This window comes from Nocardioides astragali (assembly GCF_024436375.1).
Lineage (GTDB): Bacteria > Actinomycetota > Actinomycetes > Propionibacteriales > Nocardioidaceae > Nocardioides > Nocardioides astragali.
On sequence record NZ_JAFMZM010000004.1, the window covers coordinates 89606 to 113640 of the forward strand.

19 protein-coding genes are annotated in these 24035 nt (G+C 72.4%); 12 read left to right on the top strand and 7 right to left on the bottom strand.

Annotation, left to right across the window (positions count from 1 at the left end):
* The first annotated feature begins 21 nt into the window (after positions 1–21).
* The 4 genes from J3P44_RS13715 to J3P44_RS13730 are packed head-to-tail and all read left to right on the top strand — an operon-like array spanning position 22 to position 4242.
* Entirely contained in the window at positions 22–1203 is a 1182-nt protein-coding gene (locus tag J3P44_RS13715; RefSeq protein ID WP_255890990.1) for a cysteine desulfurase family protein, read from the top strand.
* On the top strand, positions 1203–2309 hold the full coding sequence (gene mnmA, locus J3P44_RS13720; RefSeq protein ID WP_255890991.1) for a tRNA 2-thiouridine(34) synthase MnmA: 1107 nt from the start codon (positions 1203–1205) through the stop codon (positions 2307–2309). Before J3P44_RS13715 ends, mnmA begins: the two co-directional genes overlap by 1 nt.
* Positions 2306–3259 carry a serine hydrolase domain-containing protein gene (locus tag J3P44_RS13725; protein WP_255890992.1) on the top strand — a complete coding sequence of 318 codons (954 nt, stop codon included), beginning with the start codon at positions 2306–2308 and terminating at the stop codon, positions 3257–3259. The genes mnmA and J3P44_RS13725 overlap by 4 nt, the downstream gene beginning before the upstream one ends.
* Positions 3256–4242 (top strand): uroporphyrinogen decarboxylase/cobalamine-independent methonine synthase family protein, encoded by a 987-nt coding sequence (locus J3P44_RS13730; protein ID WP_255890993.1) that lies wholly within the window; start codon positions 3256–3258, stop codon positions 4240–4242. Before J3P44_RS13725 ends, J3P44_RS13730 begins: the two co-directional genes overlap by 4 nt.
* An 11-nt stretch (positions 4243–4253) precedes the next feature.
* On the opposite strand, the gene J3P44_RS13735 is transcribed toward J3P44_RS13730, so the two are convergent.
* The 3 genes from J3P44_RS13735 to J3P44_RS13745 form a co-directional block, all read right to left on the bottom strand.
* Positions 4254–4883 carry an alpha/beta hydrolase gene (locus J3P44_RS13735; RefSeq protein WP_255890994.1) on the bottom strand — a complete coding sequence of 210 codons (630 nt, stop codon included), beginning with the start codon at positions 4881–4883 and terminating at the stop codon, positions 4254–4256.
* Positions 4884–5007: 124 nt separating this feature from the next.
* Entirely contained in the window at positions 5008–6606 is a 1599-nt protein-coding gene (locus J3P44_RS13740; RefSeq protein WP_255890995.1) for an MFS transporter, read from the bottom strand.
* A 41-nt stretch (positions 6607–6647) separates the two neighbouring features.
* Positions 6648–7268 carry a TetR/AcrR family transcriptional regulator gene (locus tag J3P44_RS13745; protein WP_255890997.1) on the bottom strand — a complete coding sequence of 207 codons (621 nt, stop codon included), beginning with the start codon at positions 7266–7268 and terminating at the stop codon, positions 6648–6650.
* A gap of 186 nt (positions 7269–7454) precedes the next feature.
* On the opposite strand from J3P44_RS13745, the gene ligA reads away from it, so the two are divergent.
* Together ligA and J3P44_RS13755 are read left to right on the top strand one after the other, a co-directional pair.
* Entirely contained in the window at positions 7455–9596 is a 2142-nt protein-coding gene (gene ligA / locus J3P44_RS13750) for an NAD-dependent DNA ligase LigA (protein ID WP_255890999.1), read from the top strand.
* A gap of 65 nt (positions 9597–9661) precedes the next feature.
* Positions 9662–10897, top strand: a complete 1236-nt coding sequence (locus tag J3P44_RS13755; protein WP_255891000.1) for a calcium-binding protein — start codon at positions 9662–9664, stop codon at positions 10895–10897.
* A gap of 14 nt (positions 10898–10911) precedes the next feature.
* On the opposite strand, the gene J3P44_RS13760 is transcribed toward J3P44_RS13755, so the two are convergent.
* A complete protein-coding gene (locus J3P44_RS13760; RefSeq protein ID WP_255891001.1) occupies positions 10912–12558 on the bottom strand; it encodes a peptidase M16 family protein in 1647 nt (548 codons plus the stop codon).
* A 143-nt stretch (positions 12559–12701) separates the two neighbouring features.
* Here J3P44_RS13760 and J3P44_RS13765 point away from each other — a divergent pair, with 143 nt between their 5' ends.
* Together J3P44_RS13765 and J3P44_RS13770 are read left to right on the top strand one after the other, a co-directional pair.
* Complete coding sequence (locus J3P44_RS13765) at positions 12702–14939, top strand: sensor histidine kinase (protein ID WP_255891002.1); 2238 nt, start codon at positions 12702–12704, stop codon at positions 14937–14939.
* A 15-nt stretch (positions 14940–14954) separates the two neighbouring features.
* Positions 14955–15599, top strand: a complete 645-nt coding sequence (locus J3P44_RS13770; RefSeq protein ID WP_255891003.1) for a response regulator — start codon at positions 14955–14957, stop codon at positions 15597–15599.
* A 4-nt stretch (positions 15600–15603) separates the two neighbouring features.
* On the opposite strand, the gene J3P44_RS13775 is transcribed toward J3P44_RS13770, so the two are convergent.
* From J3P44_RS13775 to J3P44_RS13785, 3 genes are read right to left on the bottom strand one after another with little or no spacing between them, the layout of a single operon-like run.
* A complete protein-coding gene (locus J3P44_RS13775; protein WP_255891004.1) occupies positions 15604–16515 on the bottom strand; it encodes an LCP family protein in 912 nt (303 codons plus the stop codon).
* The gene (locus J3P44_RS13780) at positions 16512–17117 is read right to left on the bottom strand and encodes a hypothetical protein (RefSeq protein ID WP_255891005.1); all 606 of its coding nucleotides are present in this window, start codon (positions 17115–17117) and stop codon (positions 16512–16514) included. Before J3P44_RS13780 ends, J3P44_RS13775 begins: the two co-directional genes overlap by 4 nt.
* 34 nt (positions 17118–17151) lie before the next feature.
* Complete coding sequence (locus J3P44_RS13785) at positions 17152–18705, bottom strand: N,N-dimethylformamidase beta subunit family domain-containing protein (protein ID WP_255891006.1); 1554 nt, start codon at positions 18703–18705, stop codon at positions 17152–17154.
* A 169-nt stretch (positions 18706–18874) separates the two neighbouring features.
* Between J3P44_RS13785 and gatC the strand changes: the two genes are divergently transcribed.
* The 4 genes from gatC to J3P44_RS13805 all read left to right on the top strand — a co-directional run bounded on the left by gatC (position 18875) and on the right by J3P44_RS13805 (position 23744).
* Entirely contained in the window at positions 18875–19174 is a 300-nt protein-coding gene (gene gatC, locus J3P44_RS13790; protein ID WP_255891007.1) for an Asp-tRNA(Asn)/Glu-tRNA(Gln) amidotransferase subunit GatC, read from the top strand.
* Entirely contained in the window at positions 19171–20694 is a 1524-nt protein-coding gene (gatA, locus tag J3P44_RS13795) for an Asp-tRNA(Asn)/Glu-tRNA(Gln) amidotransferase subunit GatA (protein WP_255891008.1), read from the top strand. The genes gatC and gatA overlap by 4 nt, the downstream gene beginning before the upstream one ends.
* A complete protein-coding gene (gene gatB / locus J3P44_RS13800; protein WP_255891009.1) occupies positions 20694–22199 on the top strand; it encodes an Asp-tRNA(Asn)/Glu-tRNA(Gln) amidotransferase subunit GatB in 1506 nt (501 codons plus the stop codon). Before gatA ends, gatB begins: the two co-directional genes overlap by 1 nt.
* Positions 22200–22346: 147 nt before the next feature.
* Positions 22347–23744 carry a prenyltransferase/squalene oxidase repeat-containing protein gene (locus tag J3P44_RS13805; protein WP_255891010.1) on the top strand — a complete coding sequence of 466 codons (1398 nt, stop codon included), beginning with the start codon at positions 22347–22349 and terminating at the stop codon, positions 23742–23744.
* The last annotated feature ends 291 nt before the right edge of the window (positions 23745–24035 follow it).

Here is a 24035-nt window from a genome sequence, read left to right on the forward strand (position 1 = left end):
TCCCCGTACGCTTGGCGGGTCATGACCGATCGGATCGTCTACCTCGACCATGCCGCGACCACGCCGATGCTGCCGGTCGCGGTCGAGGCGATGACCCGCCATCTCTCGGGTGTGGGCAACGCCAGCTCGCTCCACGCGTCCGGGAGGGCCGCGCGTCGCGTGGTCGAGGAGTCGCGGGAGACGATCGCCGGTGTCATCGGTGCCCGCCCCGGCGACGTGGTCTTCACCTCCGGTGGCACCGAGTCCGACAACCTGGCGCTGAAGGGCATCTTCTGGGCCCGCCGCGAGCAGGACCCCCGTCGTACGCGCATCCTGGCCACCGCCATCGAGCACCACGCCGTCCTCGACCCGCTCCTCTGGCTGGGGAGGTACGACAACGCCGAGGTCGAGCTGCTCCCCGTGTCCGCCGAGGGCGTCCTGGACGTTGAGTCGCTGAGAGACTCAATCGCCAGGGACCCGTCCTCGGTGGCCCTGGTCTCGGTGATGTGGGCCAACAACGAGGTCGGCTCGCTCCAGCCGCTCGACGAGGTGGTGGCCCTGGCGGCCGAGCACGAGATCCCCGTGCACACCGACGCCGTGCAGGCGCTCGGGCAGGTGCCGGTCGACTTCGCCGCCTCGGGCGTCGACGCGCTGACCTTCACCGGTCACAAGGTCGGTGGCCCCTACGGCGTCGGCGCGCTCGTCGTACGCCGTGACCTGCCCGTGAGCGCGCTCGTCCACGGCGGCGGGCAGGAGCGCGACATCCGCAGCGGCACCCTCGACATCCCGGCGATCGCCGGCCTCGCCGCCGCGGTCGAGGCCTCGGTCAAGGCGCAGCACGAGCACGCGGCGCGGCTGACCGACCTGCGCGACGACCTGGTGCGCCGGGTGATCGAGGTCGTCCCCGACGCCCACCTGCACGGCGCGCCGTCCGGCCCGCGCCGCCTTCCCGGCAACGCGCACATCGGCTTCCCCGGCTGCGAGGGCGACTCGATCCTCATGCTGCTCGACGCCCGCGGCATCGAGTGCTCCACCGGGTCGGCCTGCTCGGCCGGGGTGCCGCAACCCTCGCACGTGCTGCTCGCGATGGGCTGCGACAACGACCAGGCCCGCCACTCGCTCCGCTTCACTCTCGGCCACACCACCACGCCCGCCGACGTCGACGCGCTCGTCGAGGCGATCGGCCCGGTCGTCGAGCGCGCGCGGGCCGCCAAGGGCCTGTGATGGCGCGCGTCGTCGCCGCCATGTCGGGCGGAGTGGACTCGGCCGTCGCCGCCGCCCGTGCCGCGGAGGCCGGGCACGACGTCACCGGCGTGCACCTGGCGCTGAGCCGCAACCCGGCGTCGTACCGGTCCGGAGCCCGTGGCTGCTGCACCATCGAGGACAGCAACGACGCGCGCCGCGCCGCCGACGTGATCGGCATCCCGTTCTACGTCTGGGATCTCTCCGACCGCTTCCACGAGGACGTCGTCGAGGACTTCATGGACGAGTACGCCGCCGGGCGCACCCCCAACCCCTGCCTGCGCTGCAACGAGAAGATCAAGTTCGCCGCGGTGCTCGACCGGGCCCTGGCCCTGGGGTTCGACGCGGTCGCCACCGGCCACTACGCGCAGCTGCGGGCCGGCTCCGACGGACTGATCGAGATGCACCGTGCCGCCGACCACGCGAAGGACCAGTCCTACGTCCTCGGCGTGCTCACCCAGGAGCAGCTGCGGCACTCGATGTTCCCGCTGGGCGACACCGACAAGCCGGCCGTGCGCCGCGAGGCCGAGGCGCGTGGGCTCCTCGTGGCCGACAAGCCCGACTCCCACGACATCTGCTTCGTCGCCGACGGCGACAACGCCGGCTGGCTGCGCGAGAAGCTGGGCGACCGCGCTCCCAACCACGGGGGCGACATCGTGGACGCGACCACGGGCGAGACCGTGGGCAGCCACACGGGGTCCTACGGGTTCACGATCGGCCAGCGCCGCGGGCTGCGGCTCGGCACACCCGCCGCTGACGGCAAGCCGCGATTCGTCCTCGACATCGAGCCGGTCAGCGGCACGGTGACCGTCGGCCCCCGCGAGCGCCTGAGCGTCGACCACATCACCGGCACCCGGCCGCGCTGGTGCGGCACCGTGCCGGAGCGGGTTGAGGGGACCGTCCAGCTGCGCGCCCACGGTGCCGAGCACCGCGCGGTCGTGCACGTGTCCGGGGACCGGGTCGACATCGACCTGGTCGACCCCGCCGAGGGCATCGCGCCCGGACAGGCAGCCGTGATCTACGACGGCACCCGGGTGGTCGGGTCGGCCACCATCGAGGCGACCCGCTCCGTCGAGGCGCTGAGGTGAGCGCGCTGGCCGAGCGGGCCGGTGCGTTGCTGGGGGCCAAGCACACGACGTACGTCGTCGCGCTGGTGACCCCGGGCGGGGCCGAGGTGGACGCGATGGGGACCGACGTGCATGCCGACGTCGAGCTCGGGTCGGTGAGCAAGGGGATCACCGGGCTGCTGTGGCGCGACTCCGTCGATCGCGGCGAGGTCGCCGAGGAGGCCGTGCTGGAGGACCACCTCGACGTCCCCTCCACGTTGGCCGGGATCCGGCTGTCCGCGTTGGCCACGCACACCTCCGGGCTGCCCCGTCTCGGCGGCTCCGACGTGCTGCGCCGGTCGTGGGAGCTGTGGCGCCGCGGCCGCAACCCCTACCGGGAGGACGTGGCCGGCCTGTTGGCCCAGCTCGAGGACGTGAAGGTCGGCAAGGCCAGGCCCGCCTACTCCAACCTCGGCTTCCAGCTGCTCGGTCACGCGGTCGCCGCGGCCACCGGGTCGTCGTACGCCGACTTGGTCGCCAAGCGGATCGCCGCTCCGCTCGGGCTGGTTGACACCTATGTCCCCACCGCTGCCGACGAGGTCAGGTCAGGTGCCGTCACTCCACGCAACCGCGCCGGCCGGGAGGTCGACGCGTGGGCGGGCGAGGGGATCGCCCCTGCCGGTGGCGTGCGCTCCTCGGCCGCCGACCTCGCGATCCTGCTCCGGGCGTTGCTCGACGGCACGGTCGCCGGGGCCGACGCACTGGAGCCCGTCGCTCCGTTCACGGGCAAGCTGCGGATCGGTGCAGGGTGGTTGTCCGGCCCGCTGCTGCGCCGCACCGTGACCTGGCACAACGGCGGCACCGGCGGGTTCCGGTCCTTCGTCGGGATCGACCGCGACCACGGCGTCGGCGTGGCGCTGGTGAGCGCCTCGACGCGGTCCGTCGACGGCGCGGCCGCCCGTCTGCTGGCCGAGGCAGGCGACGCCGCATGAGCACCGCGACATCGATCGGGTCGATGCCCGGTGCCGAAGACGGCGACTACGCCGAGGCCGTACGCCTCCTGCTGGGGGAGCTGCCCGACCTGCCGCACGTGCCGGAGCTGCCGGGCCGCGGAGTCACCGCCGCCATGACCGGGCGGGGCCTGGCCGTCGTCGACGGGCTGGCCGCCGACCTGCAGCCGGCCGGCTGGCGGCTGACCGACGCCAGCGGTGTCGACCACCGACGGGCGCGCTCGCTGCTGGCGCAGGACCTCGACGTGGTCGAGGAGCAGGCGCAGGACTACGCAGGCGCCTTCAAGACCCAGGTCACCGGCCCATGGACGCTGGCCGCCACCGTCGAGAAGCCCCGCGGCGACAAGGTGCTCAGCGACCACGGCGCCCGGCGTGAGCTGGCCCAGGCGCTGGCGGAGGGGATCGGCACCCACCTGGCCGACCTCCGCCGCCGGCTGCGCGGGGTGGACCGATGGGTCGTGCAGGTCGACGAGCCGGCGCTGGCCGCGGTCGTCGCCGGCCAGGTGCCCACCGCCAGCGGCTTCGGACGTCACCGACGCGTCCACCCACCGGAGGCCTCCGCCCACCTGGAGTGGGTGGTCGCCGCGATCACGGACGCCGGCGGAGAGGCGTGGGTGCACTCGTGCGCTCCGCAGACCCCTTGGTCGCTGGTGGCCGGCACGGGCGTTGCCGGGATCTCGGCCGACCTCGACATGCTCGGTCCGAGCGACCTCGACACCTTCGCCGAGGTGCTGGAGTCCGGGCGGACGGCGGCCCTGGGCGTGGTGCCCTCGACCGATCCCGCCAGCGTGCCGTCGGACGCGCGCGTGACCGAGCGCGTGCAGCGGTGGCTCGACATGCTCGGGCTGGACCCCGAGGTGGTGGAGCGGCTCGTCATCACCCCGTCCTGCGGCCTGGCCGGGGCCGGCCGCGAATGGGCCACCCAGGCCGTACGCCTGTCAGCGACGGTCGCGCGAAACCTCTGACCGTGCCGGCGTCACGGGTCTGCGTGGACGCCCAGCACCTCGAGCGCCGAATCGGCGGCCACGTCGTGCCAGCGGCGTGACCCGGTGATCATGTAGTGGCCGAGTGCTCCCATGTCGTGGAGCTCCGCGCTGCGGGCGACGGGCCGCGCGCGCTCGACGTAGCGGGCGGTCTCCGCGAACGACGTGATGCGGTCGCGACGACCGTGCGCCGCCACGAGCCTCCGGCCCGCGAGGGTGGAGACGGGGTCCTGGGCCGACCACCAGGGCGCGAGCCCGACCACCCCGCGCACGGACGGGTCGTCGGCCACGTGCACCGCCACGCGAGCGCCCATGGAGTGGCCGAGCAGGACGACCGGGACCGCGCCGTGGGTGGCGCGCACCGTGTCGAGCGCCCACCGTGCGTCGGCGGCGCGGTCGACGCCGCCGTTCCACCCGCGCTCGAGGTAGCGCACCAGCCAGACGCCGACACCGGCCTCGTGAGCCCGCGCCGCGATGCTGCGCTGGAGCCACAGCGCGCGCCCCCACGAGGCGCTCCGTCCGTCGATGGCCTCGCTGGAGCGCGGCTTGCCGCCGTGGAGCACCAGGATCACCGCCCGAGCGGCGCCCGGTGCGTCGTACGTCGTGAGGTGCGGATCGGTCACGAGTCTCCTTCGGAGCGGCGGCGCAGTCCGGATGGCCAGGCCGTCGGCGTACTGGGATGCGGACGAGGGAGGACCGCCGTCACCGGAGATCCTCCCTCGCTCGTCATGCGGGTCGTGCGGACGATCAGTGTGCGACGACGCCCTCGGGGCCGTCGGTCGCGAGCTCCTCGTGCTTGACGTCGAGGAAGATCCAGATCACCACTGACGCGGCGAGCATCAGGATCGAGCCCACCAGGAAGGCCTGCGTCGAGCCCTCGGTGAAGATCTGCAGCTCGGCGATCCGTTGCATCTGCTCCGCCACCTCGGGAGAGGGCGCCTGTCCGCCGGCGGCGGCAGCGGCCCCGGCGAGGTCGGCACCGCGGTCCTTGAAGGTCTGCGTCGCCACGGTCGCCAGCACGGCGAGCCCGAGCGCCCCGCCGACCTGCTGGGCCGTGTTGAGCACGCCCGAGCCGATGCCCGACTCCTCGGCCCGGAGGTGGTGGACGGCGGTCAGGGTGACCGGCACGAACGTGAGTCCCATGCCGAACGCCATCAACGTGATGTAGGGGAAGAGATCGACGAGATAGGTCCCCGTCAGCTCGCGGACCGGGAACGAGGTGTCGTAGGGCAGCCTCGAGAACCCGAACAGCGCGGCTGCCGCCAGCAGGGTGCCGACACCCGAGATGATGCGCGGGTCGATCCGGTTGACGAGGTTGGACGCCATCCCGGCGCCGACGACGATGCCCACGGTGAACGGCAGGAACGCCACGCCGGCCTTGAGGGGGCTGTAGCCCATGACGTTCTGGATGTATTGGCTCAGGAAGAAGAACATCGCGAACATCGCGGCGGGCGCCAGGAACATCGCGACGAAGCTCGACGCGCGGGTGCGGCTGGTGAAGATCCGGAACGGCAGCAAGGGGTGCGCGACTCGGCTCTCGACGACGCCGAAGACGAGCAGCAGTGCGGCGCCGGCGATCAGGCTGGCGACCGTGTAGGTGTCGGACCAGCCCTCGCTGCCGGCCCGGGAGAGGCCGTAGACGACGCCGAGCAGACCGGCGGTGCCGGTGACGGCGCCCGGGAGGTCCAGCTCACCGGGGTGCGACTCGGACTCGTTGAGGAAGCGGGGCGCCAGCAGCGCCGCGACGATGCCGATCGGGACGTTGATGAGGAAGGTCAGGCGCCAGCCGTCGATCTCCATGCCGAGGAACTCGGGCGAGGTCCCGGTGAGCCAGCCACCGAGGATCAGGCCGACCGCGGCACCGGCTCCGGACATGGCGGCGTAGACCGCGAACGCCCGGTTGCGCGCCGGCCCGGCGGGGAAGGTCGTGGTGATCAGGGCGAGCGCTGCGGGGGAGGCCAGCGCGGCGCCGAGGCCCTGCAGTCCGCGGGCCGCGAGGAGCAGCGGCTCGTTGGTCGCCAGCCCGCCGAGGAGGGAGGCGACGGCGAAGACGACGAGGCCGACGATGAAGATCCGGCGGCGGCCGTAGAGGTCGGCGAGGCGCCCGCCGAGGAGCAGGAGGCTGCCGAAGGCGAGGGCGTAGCCGGTCACGATCCACGACAGGTTGGCGTCGCTGATGCCCAGGTCGGTCTGGATGTAGGGCAGCGCGATGTTGGCGATGCTCGCGTCGAGCACGACCATCAGCTGGGCGATCGAGATCAGGACCAGGGCCCAGGTGAGGTTGAGCTCGCGTTGTGGCTTGGCCACCGCCTCCGGCGGTGGGGTGGTGCTCGTGGTGTCGGTCATGGAATTCCTTCGTGAGTGGTGGTGAAAGTCCAGCAGAGGGGTCAGACAGTGGGGTCCGGACCGGGAGGCAGCGGGCCGTGCTTGGCCGCCGGGAGGATGACCTCGTCGAGCACGCGGCCCACCAGCTCCGCGGTCACGGCCTCGCCGAGCAGGAACGCGCGGTGCAGGACGATCCCGGCGAGGGACGGAGCAAGGATCGTGAGGTCGACGTCCGGGTGGACCTCGCCACGGTCGCGGGCTCGCTCGTAGATCGCGTAGGAGGTCGCGACCTTGGGGGCGATGAAGTCGCGCCGGTAGACCTCCGCGAACTCCGGGTCGCGTCCCATCGCGGTGACGACGGCGGTGAGGACTGACTTGGCGAGTGGGTCGTTGAGCCCGCCGATGCCGCAGTAGGCCGCCAGCAGGTCGCCGCGGAGGGTGCCGGTGTCGGGGACGACCGGCTCCCCGCCCTTGAGCGCCAGGATCGCGGCGACGACGAGCTCGGGCTTGCCCTTCCAGCGGCGGTAGAGCGTCGCCTTGGACGCCTTGGCGCGAGCGGCGACCGCATCCATCGTCAGCAGGTCGTAGCCCACCTGGTCGAGCACCTCGAGGGTCGCCTCCAGGATCTCCTTCTCGCGCTCGCCCGCCACGCGGGGACGGGTGCCGGTCTCGGTCGGGGTCATGCTCGCTCTCACGTTCGTGGGATGGATCGGAGGAATGAAACGAAACAGTTCCGTTTCGCTGAACAGGACCCTAGGCAGATCTATTCCGATGGAACAAATGAGTTTCATCCGGTCCAGACCGCCGCGCGGCTCGGGCCCCGGCGTGGGTCGTGGGTGCGTGTCGGCGGCGTTCGGCAGACTGTGCCCATGAGCACGTCCGACGAGACCCAGCTCGACTCCGGCCCCGCCTCCGCTGTCGCCACCGCCCCTCCTGAAGCGCGCGAGCGCCATCGCGAGCTCAGCGAGCAGGTCGACGACGCCCGCTGGCGCTACTACGTGCTCGACGACCCGACACTGTCCGACGCCGACTTCGACGTCCGGATGCGCGAGCTGGAGGCGCTCGAGGACGAGTTCCCCGAGCTGCGCACGCCCGACTCGCCCACCCAGAAGGTCGGCGGAGCGGTCTCGACCGAGTTCACCGCGGTCGACCACCTCCAGCGCATGGAGTCGCTGGACAACGCCTTCACCAGCGACGAGCTCGCCGCGTGGCACACCCGCATCCTGCGCGAGGGCATCGAGTCCCCGGCGCTGCTCTGCGAGCTCAAGGTCGACGGCCTCGCCATCAACCTCCTCTACGAGGACGGCCGCCTGGTCCGGGCACTGACCCGCGGCGACGGGCGCACCGGTGAGGACGTCACCCCCAACGTCAAGACGATCGCGTCGGTGCCGCACCGCCTCACCGGCTCCGACGAGCACCCCGTGCCGGGCCTGGTCGAGGTGCGGGGCGAGGTCTTCCTGCCCAGCGCCGCCTTCGAGCGGCTCAACGCCTCGATGGTCGATGCGGGCAAGCCGATGTTCGCCAACCCACGCAACGCGGCGGCCGGATCACTGCGGCAGAAGGACCCCCGGGTCACCGCGACGCGCGACCTGGGGATGGTCTGCCACGGCATCGGCGCGCGCGAGGGGTTCGAGCCGACGGCGCAGAGCGCGGCGTACGACGCGCTGCGGACGTGGGGGCTGCCCACGTCGGAGCAGGTCCGGGTCGTGCCCACCCTCGCCGACGTCCAGGACTTCATCACCCACGTGGGCGAGCACCGCCACACCATCGTCGGCTACGAGATCGACGGTGTCGTGGTGAAGGTCGACGACGTGGCGCTGCAGCGGCGGCTCGGCTCCACGAGCCGGGCGCCCCGCTGGGCCATCGCCTTCAAGTACCCGCCCGAGGAGGTCAACACCCTCCTCAAGTCGATCGAGGTCAACGTCGGCCGCACCGGCCGGGTCACCCCCTACGGCGTCATGGAGCCCACCAAGGTGGCCGGGTCGACGGTCGAGAACGCCACGCTGCACAACGCCCACGAGGTCAAGCGCAAGGACGTACGACCCGGCGACACCGTCATCCTGCGCAAGGCCGGCGACGTCATCCCCGAGATCCTGGGGCCGGTGCTGGCGCTGCGCCCCGACGGCCTCGAGCCGTGGACGATGCCGACGGAGTGCCCCGCGTGCGGGACGCCGCTCGCGCAGCAGAAGGAGGGCGACAAGGACCTGCGCTGCCCCAACCACGAGCGGTGCCCGGCGCAGGTGCGCGAGCGCGTGTTCCACGTCGCGGGTCGCGGCGCCTTCGACATCGAGGGCCTGGGCTACGAAGCAGCCGTCGCGTTGCTCGAGGCGGGCGCGATCACCAACGAGGGCGACCTGTTCGACCTCGACGAGGCGGCGCTGCTGACCGCGCCGCTGTTCACCCGGGCGCCCAAGAAAGGGGAGGAGGGCCCACAGCTCTCCGCCAACGGCGTGCGGTTGCTGGCCAACCTACACGAGCGCAAGACCCAGGTGCCGCTGTGGCGGGTGCTGGTCGCGCTGTCGATCCGGCACGTCGGCCCGACCGCTGCCCGCGCCCTGGCCAACGAGTTCGGCTCCATGGCCGCGATCCGCGAGGCGTCGGAGGAGACACTGGCCGGCGCCGACGGTGTCGGACCCACGATCGCGGCCTCGGTGCGCGACTGGCTCGACGGCGAGGCCGCCCACTGGCACAACGCCATCATCGACTCCTGGGCCGCGGCCGGGGTCGCGATGGCCGACCAGCGCGACGAGTCCGTCCCCCGCACCCTCGAGGGCCTGACGATCGTGGCCACCGGGTCCCTGCTGCACTACACCCGCGACTCGGTGAAGGAGGCGATCATCAGCCGCGGCGGCAAGGCGTCGGGCTCGGTGTCCAAGAAGACCGACTACGTCGTGGTCGGTGACAACGCCGGGTCCAAGGCCGACAAGGCCCAGCAGCTCGGGGTCCGGGTGCTCGACGAGGACCAGTTCACGGTGCTCCTGGAGTCGGGGCCCGAAGGGCTGTCGACCTAGGCGCAGGTTTGGGACACGATGAACGAGGTAGGTACACCTGAACGACCATCACCTCGGGAGTCCACATGCGTCTCGTCCCCACCCTCCTCGCCGCCGCCGCCCTGGCCGCCCCGTTCGCTGCTGCGCCCTCCGCGCAGGCGGCCGTCACCTGTGCCGGGCTGAAGGCGACCGTCGTCGGCAACGACAAGGCCAACGCCATCAACGGCACGGCCAGGCGGGACGTGATCGTGGCGCGCGGCGGCAACGACCGCATCCGTGGCCTCGGGGGCAACGACGTGATCTGCGGCGGCGACGGCGCGGACACGATCCTGGGGGGTGACGGCAACGACCGGATCTGGGGCGAGACCGACTCGCTGCGGATCGACAAGTTCGGCCGGATCGTGAAGACCGGTGACACGATCTCCGGCGGCGCCGGCGACGACGCGATCGACCTCGGCTACGACGCGCGCCCCGCGGGTGAGGGCACCCGGGTGCTGCTCGACGGCGTCTCGTACGCCAACGCGCCGGCCGCGGTCGTGGTCGACTTCCGCGCTGCCGCCACGGTCCCCATCGCGGCGGAGGGCAACGACACGGTCACCGGGTTCGACGGTGGCATCCGGATCTTCGCCTCGCCGCTGGGCGACACCATCAAGGGCACCAACTCCGCCGACGCGCTCTTCGCCCGTGGCGGTGACGACACGATCTTCGGTCGCGGCGGCGACGACACGATCGGCGCCGACACCGCGGGCACGGTGGGCAACGACCGGCTCTACGGCGAGGCCGGTGACGACACCCTCAGCGGCACGGTCGGCATCGACACCCTCGTGGGCGGCAGCGGCGGCGACACGCTCACCTCCACCTCGGAGAACCACCAGGTCCTCCGCGGTGGCAGCGGGGTCGACACCATCACGTTCCCGATCCCGATCGAGTCGGGCTTCGTGGCCAAGGGCCACGGCGGGCAGGACAAGCTGCGTCTGCTGCCCCACTCCAACCCGGCCCTCAAGCCCACCGTGCGGATCGACCAGAAGAAGAAGTCGACGATCCGCGACCTGCAGCCCTACACCCTGGAGGGCAAGATCACCGGGTTCAGCGACGTGCTGCTGCCGACGCGCGCCCTCTCGATCTTCAAGGGCAGCAACGACTCCGAGATCATCACCGCCGACCCCGACTACCGCGCCATGATCTACGGCCGCGGCGGCGCCGACGTGATGACCGGCTCCGAGGAGCCCGACCGCCTCGACGGCGGCCGGGGCTTCGACATCGCCCGCGGACGCGGCGGCAACGACACCTGCAAGGCGGCGGAGAGGCGCTCGAGCTGCTGAGCCGTACCGGCCTGCTACTCCTCGCGTGGGACACGGACGCGGACGCCCTTGACGACGAGGACGGCGGCGATCGTCGCCAGGATCGGTAGCCCGGGAAGGTCGCCCACCACCGCCAGGACGAGCGCGGCCGGGTAGAGCAGCACCACCGCCGCGATCAGCAGGGCAGGTGTGGTTCCTCCGCTCCAGCGCACCAAGCCCCGCCACAGGCGCTCGGCCAGGTGGTCGCGTTCGGCCGGCTCGGGCGCGGTCTCGTCGGGTTGCGGGAGGTGCAGGTCGTCCTTCACCAGGTCGTCGAGACGCCGTACGTGCTCGTCCCCCCGTGCCCATGCCGTGGGGACGAAGGTGAAGCCCCACCCGTCGTGGAGGACCAGGCGACGCGCACCGTTGTCCCACGTGAAGTAGCCGGCCAGGTCGCCGAGGTCGTACTGGTAGTGGTGTCGCGAGTCGCCCACGGTCAGCATGGTGTCGGTGACGCCCAGCCGGTGGTCGTCGGCAGGCCAGCTGGCGCTTCTCGTGCCCTTCGCCGGCGTGGCCACCACCGGCTGCTCGCTGAGCGTGAGTCGGCGGTGGGGCGCCGTGCCCGGCGGCGCGCCGACGATGAGGCTGTCGCGAAGCTCGCTCAGGGCAGGTACGAGCGTGTCGACCTCGATCGCATCGTGCTCGGCGAGCACGTCCTCGAGCTGCTCGACCGGTCGTCCCTGCAATGCCTGGGCCGCGGCCCGGTGCGCGAGGAAGCCGATGTTGTAGGGGTCGGTGAAGGCCTGCCGCGCCGCAGCCTTGACGTCGGCGAGGGCCTCGGGGTCCGGCCCGTGCGTCGCGAGGGCGTCGGTGAGGTCGATGACGTTGCCCAGCAGGGACGGCGCAGTCGTCGGGCTGACGTCCGCCCCGGCAAGCACGAGCGCGTGGTCGGCGTCCACGGCCTCGTAGAGCGAGTAGGGGGCGTACGACGTGCCGTCCTGCTCGCGCAGCCGGCGTCGCAGCGCGTCCTCGAGCATGTGGGCGGCGAACGTGTGGGCGGCCGACCGGGTGACGACGCCGGAGAGCACGAGTCCGACCGGCTCCATGTAGGCCGTGCGCGGATGCTCGACCGGGACGGCCGCAGGAGCGCTGCGTACGCCGTCGCCCTCGGCCAGGTCGAGACCGAGGTCTGCCGGGGGAGGCCCGTCCAGGGCCAGGCTCGCGTTGCTCGCGACGAAGACCGACCGGGCAAGACCGTGGAGGAGCTCGGGCGTGGCGCGGCCGAGGGCGACGTCGTCGTACGCCGCGAGCCCGGGGCCGCGGGCGCCGTAGCGCTGGCCGAACGCCCGGTGCACCGGCCCGCCACGCGTCGAGGCCTCGGCGGCGAGGACACGTCGCTCCCGGTCCAGCTCCGCCATGTCGGGCGAGGTCAGGCGCCTGGTGACCTCGGCGAGCGCGGTGACCACCTGCTCCGCGGGCCCGTGGAAGGTGAACGTGGTCTCCAGCGTCGAGACGGATCCGTTGACGGCCAGGCTGCCTCGGTGGAGCCCATGCAGCGCCAGGTGCTCGAGGAGATGCAGCCACCCGGCGGTCGTCAGGACCTCGTCGGCCCGGCCCGCCCTGAACATCAGGGTCGCCAGCAAGGTGGGCCGACCGGAGTCGACCCACATCGTGCGAACCCCGTCCACGACCGTCTCGCGCACCAGCGTCATGGTCCTCCCCCGTCAGACAGTGAGGCGGAGACTAGTGGCTCGGGCGGGCCGGTGGGGAGATGCCCGGTCGAGTCTGCCCCCGGGTCGCCGCGAGTCCTCTTCCGCCCGCCAGCGTGGCGGTGCAGGATGCGAGCATGTCGCGCGCCAGCCGGTTGCTCGTGCTCGCGGCCGCCTGGGTGGCCCCGGCCGTCTGGGTGGTGGCCAGCCTGCTGGTCGGTCCGTCGGACGGCAGCAGCGTGACCTCCTCCCCGGCACCGACGGGGACTCGCTGGGGCGACTCGGTCCTGGTCGCACGCACCTTCGGTGGAACACCGCTGCTCCCGGGGGACGAGGTGCTGGCCGTGGAGGGGCGGACGATCCCCGACTGGGTGGGCGGCGGAACGACACGAGAGATCGGCGACGTGGTCCGCTACGAGGTACGACGTCCGGGTCCCGGGCTCGACCGGATCCAGCAGGTCGACGTGACCTTGACGCGGTACGACGTCGTGGCCGCGGTGCGCGCCGAGCCGCAGGTGGTGCTGCTGTCCGGGCTCCTGCTCCTCGCCGGCTCCGTCGTGTTCTGGACCCGGCCCAGGGACTCGGCGGCCCGGGCGTACCTCGCCGCGACCGCGTTGTTGCCCGCGCTCGCGACCTCCGCCCCGTTCGGGCCCGGGGTGATCGACCTGGCCGGGGGTGCTGGAGTGTGGCGCCCGGTGCTCGGTGAGGCCATCGCCGCGCTCGGCCTCGTCGCCCTCGTGCTGTCCGTGGCAGGGCTGGTGGACATCGGTCGGCGACGTCGGTGGGTCCTGGCGGCCGCCCTCCTCGCGCCGCTCGCCGGGTACGGCGCCTGGCTGGGACTCGCCCTCGGTGGCGCAGGCTCGCCACCTGCCCGGCTCCAGGTCCTGAGCACTGTCGCGGTGCCCGCGCTGTGGGCGTCCGTGGCTGCCCTGCTGGTCGTCGCTGGCCTCGCGCACACGCGCGCCGAGCGTCGCGAGGACGTCCTCGCGACCCGCCTGGTGCTGCTCGGACTGGGGGCGGGGACGGGTGCCTGGGTGCTGCTCGGCCAGGTGCCCGTCTGGGTCACCGGTAGCGCGCCGGTGCGTGGGGACGTCCTCGCCGGCCTCGCGGCCGGTGTCTCGCTGGGATGCCTCGGCACGGCCGCTGCGCGCTACCGGCTCGCCGAGATCGAGCCACGCGTGCGGCGCGGGCTCGTCCAGGCCCTCGTGCTGGTCGTGATCGGCGCAGCGTTCGTCGGCCTGGTGCGGGCCGTGGACGTCGCCGTCGACATCTCGACGGGGTCGATGCTCGCCGGCGGGCTGGTCGCGCTCCTGCTGCTGCCCGTGGCCGTGGCCGTGCAGCGGGCGGTGCGCCGACTGGTCTACGGCGACCGGGAGTTCCCGGACCGGGTGGTGTCCGACCTGCGCCGGCTGGACGCCCTGACGGCTCCGGAGGACGCCCTGCGCGAGGTCCTCGAGCTGCTGGCCCGTCGTCTCCACCTCTCCTTCGCCGCCGTCGACGTGTTCGCGACGCCGACCTCGCAGCCGATCGCTGCCGCCATCGGGGCGCCGTACGGCCTGCCTGCGACCGTGGACCTCGTTGTCGGCGGGGCGACTCTGGGGCGGCTGCGCGTCGAGGTCGACAGCAGTCACGACCCGTTCGGCCCGGGGGACCGACGGCTCCTCGAGGACGTCGGTGCCCAGGTCGGCGCCCTCGTCCAGGCGGTCACGGCGAACCGTGAGCTCCAGCAGTCCCGGCAGCGACTGGTCGCGGCCCGGGAGGAGGAGCGGCGCCGGCTGCGGCGTGACCTGCACGACGGCCTGGGTCCTTCGCTGGCGACCCTGGCGATGCGCCTGGAGAGCGCGACCGACCTCATCCACGCGGACCCGGCGCGCGCCGCCGAGCTGGTCGCTCGGCTCTCCGACCAGGCTCGCGAGGACATCGGGGAGGTACGTCGACTCGTCGAGGGACTGCGGCCCCCGGCCCTGGACCAGCTCGGGCTGGTCTCCGCGCTGCGCCACCGCGCCGCCGAGCACAACGAGGGTGCGGCGGCGGTGCGGGTGCCGTGGACGGTCGAGGCCGACGACGACCTGGAGCCGCTTCCCGCGGCGGTGGAGGTGGCGGCGTACCGGATCGTCGTCGAGGCCGTCACCAACGTGCAGCGGCACAGCCAGGCCGACGGCTGCCTGGTGCGGCTGACCCGCGAGGACGGTGAGCTCCGGATCGAGATCGCCGACACGGGCACGGGGCTGGCTCCGGAGCGTCCTGCGGGTGTAGGCCTGTCCTCGATGCGGGAACGCGCGGAGGAGCTCGGTGGCTCCTTCGAGACGGTGCCGCGTCCGGGAGGCGGCACCGTCGTGGACGTGAGGCTGCCACTCGGGGACGGGGAGCACTGAGGAGGGAGAATCGGCATGGAGAGCCACCGGGTGCTGGTCGCCGACGACCACGAGGAGTTCAGGCGCGGCCTGGAGGCCCTGCTGGCCGCGGCGCCCGCCATCGAGGTCGTCGGCACGGCAGCGGACGGCGCGATGGCGGTGGCACTCGCACTGGAGCTCCAGCCGGACGTCGTCCTGATGGACCTGCACATGCCGCGGGTCAACGGGATCGACGCGACGGCCCAGATCGTCCAGTCCTCACCCCACATCGGGGTGCTGGTGCTGACGATGATGGAGGACGAGGAGTCCGTGTTCGCCGCCGTGCGCGCCGGAGCCCGCGGCTACCTCCTCAAGGGCGCCCGACGCGGAGAGATCGTCCGGGCGGTGCAGGCGGTCTGCGCCGGCGAGGTGATCTTCGGTCCGGGCATCGCCGACCGGGTGATGTCGTACTTCTCCTCCGCTCGCAGCCGACCTGCTGCCGGTGCCTTCCCCGACCTGACCGAGCGCGAGCGGGTCGTGCTCGGCCTCATCGCGGAGGGGAAGGAGAACGGCGAGATCGCCCGGCAGCTGGGCCTGTCGGTGAAGACCGTGCGCAACCACGCGAGCAACATCTTCACCAAGCTCCAGGTCGCCCACCGGGCGCAGGCGATCGTCAAGGCGCGCGAGGCCGGCCTGGGGTGAGCGATCAGCCGGAGCCGTCGCGGCAGCCACCCTGGAGCCGCGCGTCCTTGAGCGCGTCGGCACCGACGGCGCGGGCCTGGTCGGTGTCCGGGAGGACGACGGCGGCTCCGAACTCCACCGCGAACTCGCCCTTGATGATGCAGGTCGTCGTCTTCTCGGGGTCGACCGTCGTGAGCGCCTGGACGAGGCGGAAGACCTCCGCCGGGGACAGGTCGGTCTGGAGGCCGCCGAGGGCGGCCAGGGCGGCACGCTCCATGAAGCCCTCCTCGTCCTCGGCGGCACGGAGCCGCTCCAGGACGCCGAGCAGCAGCCGCTGGTGGTTGGCGGACCTGTCGAAGTCACTGGCTCCCGGCAGGCCCTCCCGCGTGCGGACGTAGGCCAGGGCCTCCTGCGGGTCGAACGTGTTGCTGCCGCGTCGCACCCGGACCCCGCCGTCCTCGGTGGTGAACGCGAAGGGGGACTCGACGCGGACCTCTCCCACGGCGTCCATCATCGAGAGGAAGCCGTCGAACCCGGTCACCAGGACCAGGTCCGGCTCGATGCCGAGCAGGTCGTCCACCTCGCGTGCCGCGCCCTCGGGCCCACCTTCCTGCAGGGCGGTGCTGATCCGTGCGCGACCCTCCGGCAGCTCGACGTACAGGTCGCGGGGCAGGCCGATGGCCACCGAGCGCCCGGTGTCCCAGTTGACGCCGATGAGCTGGATGGCATCGGTGCGTCCCTGCATGACGTCCTCGCCGGGGGCGGCCTCGGAGCCGAGCGCCAGGACCCAGAGCACCCCCTCGCCCGCGTCGACGGCCTTGGCGGTGCCGATGGTCGTCAGGCTGATGGTCGTCGGGTGGACGGAGCCGCTCGGCACCAGTGCGGCCATCGTCAGGAGCAGGGCCAAGCGCGTGCGCGCGCGGAGCAGCCGCCTCATGGGAGCGACTCCGCGTCGACCTGGGCGCCGTTGTCGAACGCCACGTCGTAGCCGAAGATCGACCAGTCGCCGCGCTCGGCGTCGAGCAGGAAGCGGCCGTCGAGGACCAGTGGTCGCTTCGTGCCGTCCTCCATCGTGGCCTCGAACGCGAAGTGGACCGCCGCCGTGCCCCCGTGGACGTCGTCCCCCTGGGTGAGGAACGAGAGACGGGCCTCCAGCTCGGTCGCGCGTACGTCGGTGGCATCGCGGACGGTGGCGGCGGTGAGCTGGTCGATGTCCGCCGCGGCGGAACGGGCCGCACGGCTGGTAAAGGACTCGAAGGAGCTGACGAACTCCTGACGAGGGAAGTCCTGGAGGAACGCCTCGACCACATAGGCCGAGAGCACGTCGCCCACTTCACCCTCCAGCTCGGCACGGGTGCGCTCGTCGAGCTGGTCGGCCCCGCTGACGGTCTGCACGCGGAGCGCGGCCGACTCCGGCGTGGATGAGTCGCTGTCGTCCGGGGTGTCACCCGTCGAGCAGGCGGCCGCCAGCACCGTCACGGCGGCGACCGCACCCGTCCTCAGCACCGCGCGACCGGTGCTGCGTCGAGGCTGACCCATGCGAACCATCATGGCCGAACACGCGCCCCGTGTCTCAGCTCGCCGGGACCGTGTTGACCGGCGAGAGGTTGAACTGCTCGACGTTGTCCCGCGCCGGGTGCCGCTCGCCGACCGGTCCCCCCGCGAACTCGCGCAGCAGCGTTCCCGTCACCGTCCGCACGAAGCGGGCGGTGGCGCTGCCGAGCGGACGCTCGCACCGGTCGACGAGGGCACATCCCCACCGGAGGGTGCCGGCGTTGAAGATGCCGGCACCGGAGGAGGCGGTGTAGTAGACGGACTGCGCGGAGGTGGTGACGCCGCGGCACGAGTACGGCGAGTGGCTCAGGACCTGCAGCGGGCGCGGCAGACGTCCGTCCGGGTAGACCCGGTCCGCCTCGGGCCCCACCAGTCCGCTGACGTGGTCGCCGCGTCGCACGCCGGTGCCTCGGAAGCCCCACCAGGCGGGGCTGGCGATGACGTAGTCGGTGTCGACGGGGTAGCACTCGTACTGCATGCCGAGCAGGTCGTGCTCGGGGCGGGGGACCGGCGCCTCGCGGAACATCGCGGTCGCGTCGGGCGACCCCTGGGCGTACAGCGGGTCGAGGTGGGCGTCGTGCCGGTAGCCGACCAGCATCCGTGCCGGGCCGGTCGCGCTCGGCTCCAGGCGCACCCGCCAGTACATGGTGTTGGCACCCAGGAACGCCAGGTTGGTCCCGGCGTCGCGGGCATCGAGCACGGCCGCGCGCATCGACGTGGTCCAGTACTCGTCGTGGCCCATCGAGACGTACCCACGGGCGCCGGCCAGGGCGTCCTGCCTCGTGTGGAGGTCGACGTTGGTGAAGTACGACAGCGGGACCCCGGTCTGCTCGGCCCGGACGATGACCGGGATCGCGGCGGTGCGGTAGTCGTTGGCCCCGGTGGCGCCGTTGTAGGGCCGGTCGAAGCTGACCACGTGGCTGCGCGAGTCCCCGTTCGCACCCGCGTAGAGGCTGTAGCCACCCCACTGGTTGTAGGCCTGCCAGGTCGTGACCGGGGCCACGAGAGCGACGGTGCCGGCCGCGGAGGGGGAGGTCACGACGTACGGCACCTGCGTCTCCCAGCCCGTGTCGGTGCGCAGCCGGAAGACGTAGAACCCTGGTGTCCAGGTCGAGGTGTCGACGGTGAGGTCGCGAGTCCACGGCGCGACCACGGTGCGGGTCTCGTGCGAGGCGAACCGCGGCGGTGCCTGCTCGCGACCGAGCCGGAACCCCGACTCCCACACGAACGCGCCCGTCCCGCCCTCGTAGGACCCGATCCGGAAGGCGGCTGCCTCGTAGCCGCCCTCGGTGGTGGAGACCTTGAGCCCGACCCGGGTGCCGGGCACTCCGCTCGCGTGTGTCGTGTACGCCGCGACCTCACCGTCGCGGGACTGCCGGGAGATCCGCCAGTCCTCGGAGCCGCGCGGCTCGGGCTGGGGCTTGTCGTCGGGACTCGCCTCGGCGGCCCGAGGGCCGGGCAGCACCGCGCCGGCCGCCTGCTCGGTGTCCGGAGCCGGTGGGCGCGATGCTGACCCGCAGCCCACCAGGAGGGGGCACAGGACCAGCCCCGCGATCGCCACACCAGTCCTCATCCTGATCACCTCGACCCAAGGCGGCGGACCGTCCGGCGCCCTGAGATCGACGATTCGCCGGGGGCCTGTCCCGGCACATGGGGCAGCGATCCCGGCGGGCCGGGACGTTCGGGACGCCGACCCGACCGGGGGGCGGGACCGCGCGAGGCGTGGACCTAGGATTGCCCGCATGCCTGAGATCTCCCGGGCCGAGGTGGCGCACCTGGCCACGCTCGCCCGCATCGACCTCTCCGACGCCGAGCTCGACCACCTGGCGCCGCAGCTGAGCGTCATCCTCGAGTCCGTCGCCTCCATCAACGGGGTCGCGGGGGACGACGTGCCCCCCACCTCGCACGCGCTCCCGCTGACCAACGTCTTCCGCGAGGACGTCGTCGTCCCCGGCCTCACGGCCGAGGAGGCGCTCTCCGGCGCGCCGGCCGCCGAGGGCCATCGCTTCTCCGTCCCGCGGATCCTCGGGGAGGAGCAGTGACCTCCATCCGATCCACCGCCGCCGAGCTCGTCCAGGCGCTGGCGGACGGCTCGACCACCAGCGTCGAGCTCACCCAGCTCCACCTCGACCGCATCGCTGCGGTCGACACCACTGCTGACGGGCGGGGCGTGCACGCCTTCCTCCACGTGGACGGCGAGGGCGCCCTGGCCCAGGCTGCCGAGTCCGACGTCCGTCGCGCGCGCGGCGAGGTACGCGGCCCGCTGGACGGCGTACCGATCGCGGTCAAGGACGTGCTCACCACCCGCGGCCTGCCGACGACCTGCGGCTCGAAGATCCTCGAGGGCTGGATCCCGCCCTACGACGCCACGGTGGTCGCGCGCCTGCGGGCAGCCGGCCTGCCGATCCTCGGCAAGACCAACATGGACGAGTTCGCGATGGGATCCTCCACCGAGCACTCGGCCTACGGCCCGACCCGCAACCCTTGGGACCTCGACCGGATCCCGGGCGGCTCGGGCGGCGGCTCGGCGGCTGCCGTCGCCGCCTTCGAGGCCCCGCTCGCGATCGGCACCGACACCGGTGGCTCGATCCGCCAGCCCGGCGCCGTCACCGGAACGGTCGGCGTGAAGCCCACCTACGGCGGCGTCTCCCGCTACGGGCTGGTCGCCCTGGCCAACAGCCTCGACCAGGCCGGCCCGGTCACCCGGACCGTGCTGGACGCCGCGATGCTCCACGACCTGATCGGCGGCCACGACCCGCGCGACTCCACCTCGATCCAGCAGGCGTGGCCCTCCTTCACCGAGGCCGCGAAGGCCGGCGCGACCGGCGACATGTCGGGAGTCAAGGTCGGCGTCATCACCGAGCTCGCCGGCGAGGGCTGGCAGGCCGGGGTGATGGCCCGCTTCCAGGAGTCGGTCGACCTGCTGGTCAAGGCCGGCGCCGAGGTCGTCGAGGTGTCGTGCCCGTCGTTCGTGCACGCGCTCGCCGCCTACTACCTGATCCTGCCGGCCGAGGCGTCCAGCAACCTCGCGAAGTTCGACGCGATGCGCTACGGCCTGCGCGTGGTCCCGGACGGCGACCCGTCGGCTGAGGAGGTCATGCGCGCCACCCGCGACGCCGGCTTCGGCGACGAGGTCAAGCGCCGCATCATCCTGGGCACCTACGCCCTGTCCAGCGGCTACTACGACGCCTACTACGGCCAGGCGCAGAAGATCCGCACCCTCATCAGTCGCGACTTCGAGGCCGCCTTCGCCAGCGTCGACGTCCTCGTGTCACCGACCGCCCCGACCACGGCGTTCAAGCTGGGGGAGAAGCTCGACGACCCGATGGCGATGTACCTCAACGACCTCGCCACCATCCCCGCCAACCTCGCCGGCGTGCCCGGGATCTCGGTCCCCAACGGCCTCGCCGACGAGGACGGGCTGCCCAGCGGCTTCCAGGTGCTCGCGCCCGCCCTCGCCGACGACCGCGTCTACCGCGTCGGTGCCGCCCTTGAGGCCATGTACGCCGAGCAGTGGGGCGGCCCGCTGCTCGACCGCGCCCCCGGACTGGAGACCGAGTGATGACCGCCCCCGTGACCGACACGCTGATGCCCTTCGACGACGTGCTGGCGGCGTACGACCCGGCGCTCGGCCTCGAGGTCCACGTCGAGCTCAACACGGCGTCGAAGATGTTCTGCGGTTGCCCGGCCGTCTTCGGCGGCGAGCCCAACGCCGGCGTGTGCCCGACCTGCCTCGGCCTGCCCGGAGCGATGCCGGTGGTCAACGGCAAGGCCGTCGAGTCGGCCATCCGGATCGGCCTGGCGCTCAACTGCGACATCGCCGAGTGGTGCCGCTTCGCCCGGAAGAACTACTTCTACCCGGACATGCCGAAGAACTTCCAGACCTCGCAGTACGACGAGCCGATCTGCTTCGACGGCTACATGGACGTCGAGGTCGATGGTGAGACCGTCCGCGTCGAGATCGAGCGGGCCCACATGGAGGAGGACACCGGCAAGTCGCTGCACGTCGGCGGCTCCACTGGCCGCATCCACGGCGCCGACTACTCGCTCGTCGACTACAACCGCGCCGGCATCCCCCTCATCGAGATCGTCACCCGCCCGATCCTCGGCGCGGGGGGGCGGGCACCCGAGGTGGCGCGCGCCTACGTCGCCCAGCTGCGCGAGCTGATCGTGGCGCTCGGTGTCTCGGAGGCGCGGATGGACCAGGGCAACCTGCGTGCCGACGTGAACCTGTCGCTCGCACCCAAGGGCAGCGGCGTGCTCGGCACCCGGACCGAGACGAAGAACGTCAACTCGTTCCGCTCCGTCGAGCGGGCGGTGCGCTACGAGATGCAGCGCCACGCGGCGATCCTCAGCGGCGGCGGCTCGATCCGCCAGGAGACCCGTCACTGGCACGAGGACACGGCGATCACCACCAGTGGCCGTGAGAAGTCCGACGCCGAGGACTACCGCTACTTCCCCGAGCCGGACCTGGTGCCCGTGGCGCCGAGCCGGGAGTGGGTCGACGAGCTGCGCGGCACGCTGCCGGAGAACCCGACCGTACGACGCGCACGGCTGCAGGCCGAGTGGGGCTTCAGCGACCTCGAGATGCGCGACACCGTGGGCGCGGGCGCGCTCGGGCTGGTCGAGGAGACCATCGCCGAGGGCGCTGCTCCCCAGGCCGCGCGCAAGTGGTGGCTCGGCGAGCTCGCCCGCCGCAGCAACGAGGACGGTGTCGACATCGTGGACCTGCCGATCACCCCGGCCCAGGTCGCGCGCATCCAGGCGCTGGTCGACGACAGGACCGTCAACGACAAGCTCGCCCGTCAGGTCTTCGAGGGCGTGCTGGCCGGTGAGGGAAGCCCGGACGAGGTGGTCGCGAGCCGGGGGCTGGCCGTGGTCTCCGACGACGGTGCCCTCGGTGCCGCCGTCGACAGCGCCATCGCCGCCAACCCCGACGTCGCCGGCAGGATCCGCGAGGGCAAGGTCGCCGCGGCCGGTGCACTCATCGGTGTCGTGATGAAGGAGATGCGCGGGCAGGCCGACGCCGGCCGGGTGCGGGAGCTGATCCTGGAGAAGCTCGCCTGACCGTTGCCCCGGGAGGATTCTTCGCGGTCTAGACAACTTGTTATGGTCGTCGCGAGTCACATTGGTCACATCACCAACCAACGCTCGCATCAACCGGGACTGGCGGCTGCATGCCGTCGTGGGGTCCCCGCGAGCGGGAAGGAAGTCATGCACCATCGCATTCGACCCATCCGATCGGCCGCGGTCGCCCTGTCGACCGTGGCACTCGGGGCCGGCGTGCTCGCCGCTCCGCCTGCCTCGGCGGAGCCGACACCGGCCCTCCGTGCCGCCAAGGCAGCCGCGACCACCGACAGCACTCCTTCGACGATCGCCGCCGAGTGGGTCGCGGGGGAGCTCAGCAACGGACTCATGCCCGGCAAGGCCGGCCCGGACTTCGGCCTCACCATCGACACCGGCCTGGCGCTCTCGACGGTCGTCAGCCAGGGCGGCACCGTCACGGCGATCAACAACTCCCTCGAGCCGCGCATCGGCGAGTACGTCGGTGACGGGACGAAGGAGTCCTACGCCGGCCCGCTGGCCAAGGCCGCGACCTTCGCGCGCACGGCCAAGAAGAACCCCACCAGCTACGGCGGGCGCAACCTCATCACCGAGCTCGAGGCGCGCACTGATGACGCCGTGAAGGACGGCGTGCCGAACCCGATCGCCGGCCGGATCTCCGACAAGTCCGAGTTCGGCGACTTCGCCAACGTGGTCGGCCAGTCGTACGCCGTGCGCGCCCTGTCGCTGGCCAACTCCGCCGAGGCGGGTGCCGCTCGCGACTTCCTGCTCAAGCAGCAGTGTGCGTCGGGCTACTTCCGGCTCAACTTCGACAAGGCCAACGTGCCCAGCCAGTCGTGCACCGAGGGCGTCGCGGGCAGCGAGGCCGACCCCGACGCCACCGCCCTCGCGGTGATCAACCTGGTGGAGTCCGGCGACAAGAGTGCCGCGGTCCAGGGCGCTCTGGCCAAGGCGGGCACGTGGCTCGCCGGGCGCCAACGCAACAGCGGTGCAATCCGCAGCGCGGGCCCGGGAGCGTCGATCAACACCAACTCCACCGCCCTCGGCGGATACGCCCTGGGGCTGCTCAAGAACCGCGACGCGGCCCTCAAGGCTGCCCTGTGGGTCCGCAAGAACCAGCCGGTCGACAAGTACAAGTGCCGCACCGCGCTGACCAAGGACACGGGTGCCGTGGCCTACCGAAGGGACCGGGTCACCGCGGCCACCACCACCGGGATCCCGGCCGACGCCCGTGACGAGTGGCGCCGCGCCACTGCGCAGGCGATCCTCGGCCTCCAGTTCGCCCCGGCGAGCAAGGACAAGCTGCGGATCGTGTCCGTGCGTCGTCAGGCCCGTGCGGGCGACCGCGTCCAGTTCCGGGTCTTCGGCCTGGCGCCCAGCGAGAGCGCCTGCATGCAGGTCAAGGGTGACTTCCGTCGCGTGAAGGGCAAGAAGTCGGGCGCGATGATCGTGCGCAAGCTCACGCTGCCCACCGGAAACCAGCGGCGGGTCGCGCTCGTGAAGACCTCGGACGACGAGGCGCGCACGTCCCTCCGGGTCCGCAACTGACCCAGCAGCACCACCAGTAGCACCCAGCAGCACCGCACCACTTCGGCCCGGCGTCCGCGACGCCGGGCCGAAGTGCGTCCGGCGCGCGAGCGGGGTTACGCTTCGCAGGCCGACCCGTCCGGGACGGCACCCAACACGCCCGAGCTGGGGAAAGCCGGTCCGAAACCGGCGCTGACCCGCAACCGTGGGCACGGGAGCGATCCCGTGCGAGCCGGAACACCCGCCTCGACGCGTCATGATCACCATCGCTGTCGAGGCATGCAGCGGGCGGACCGGCACCTGCCGATTCCC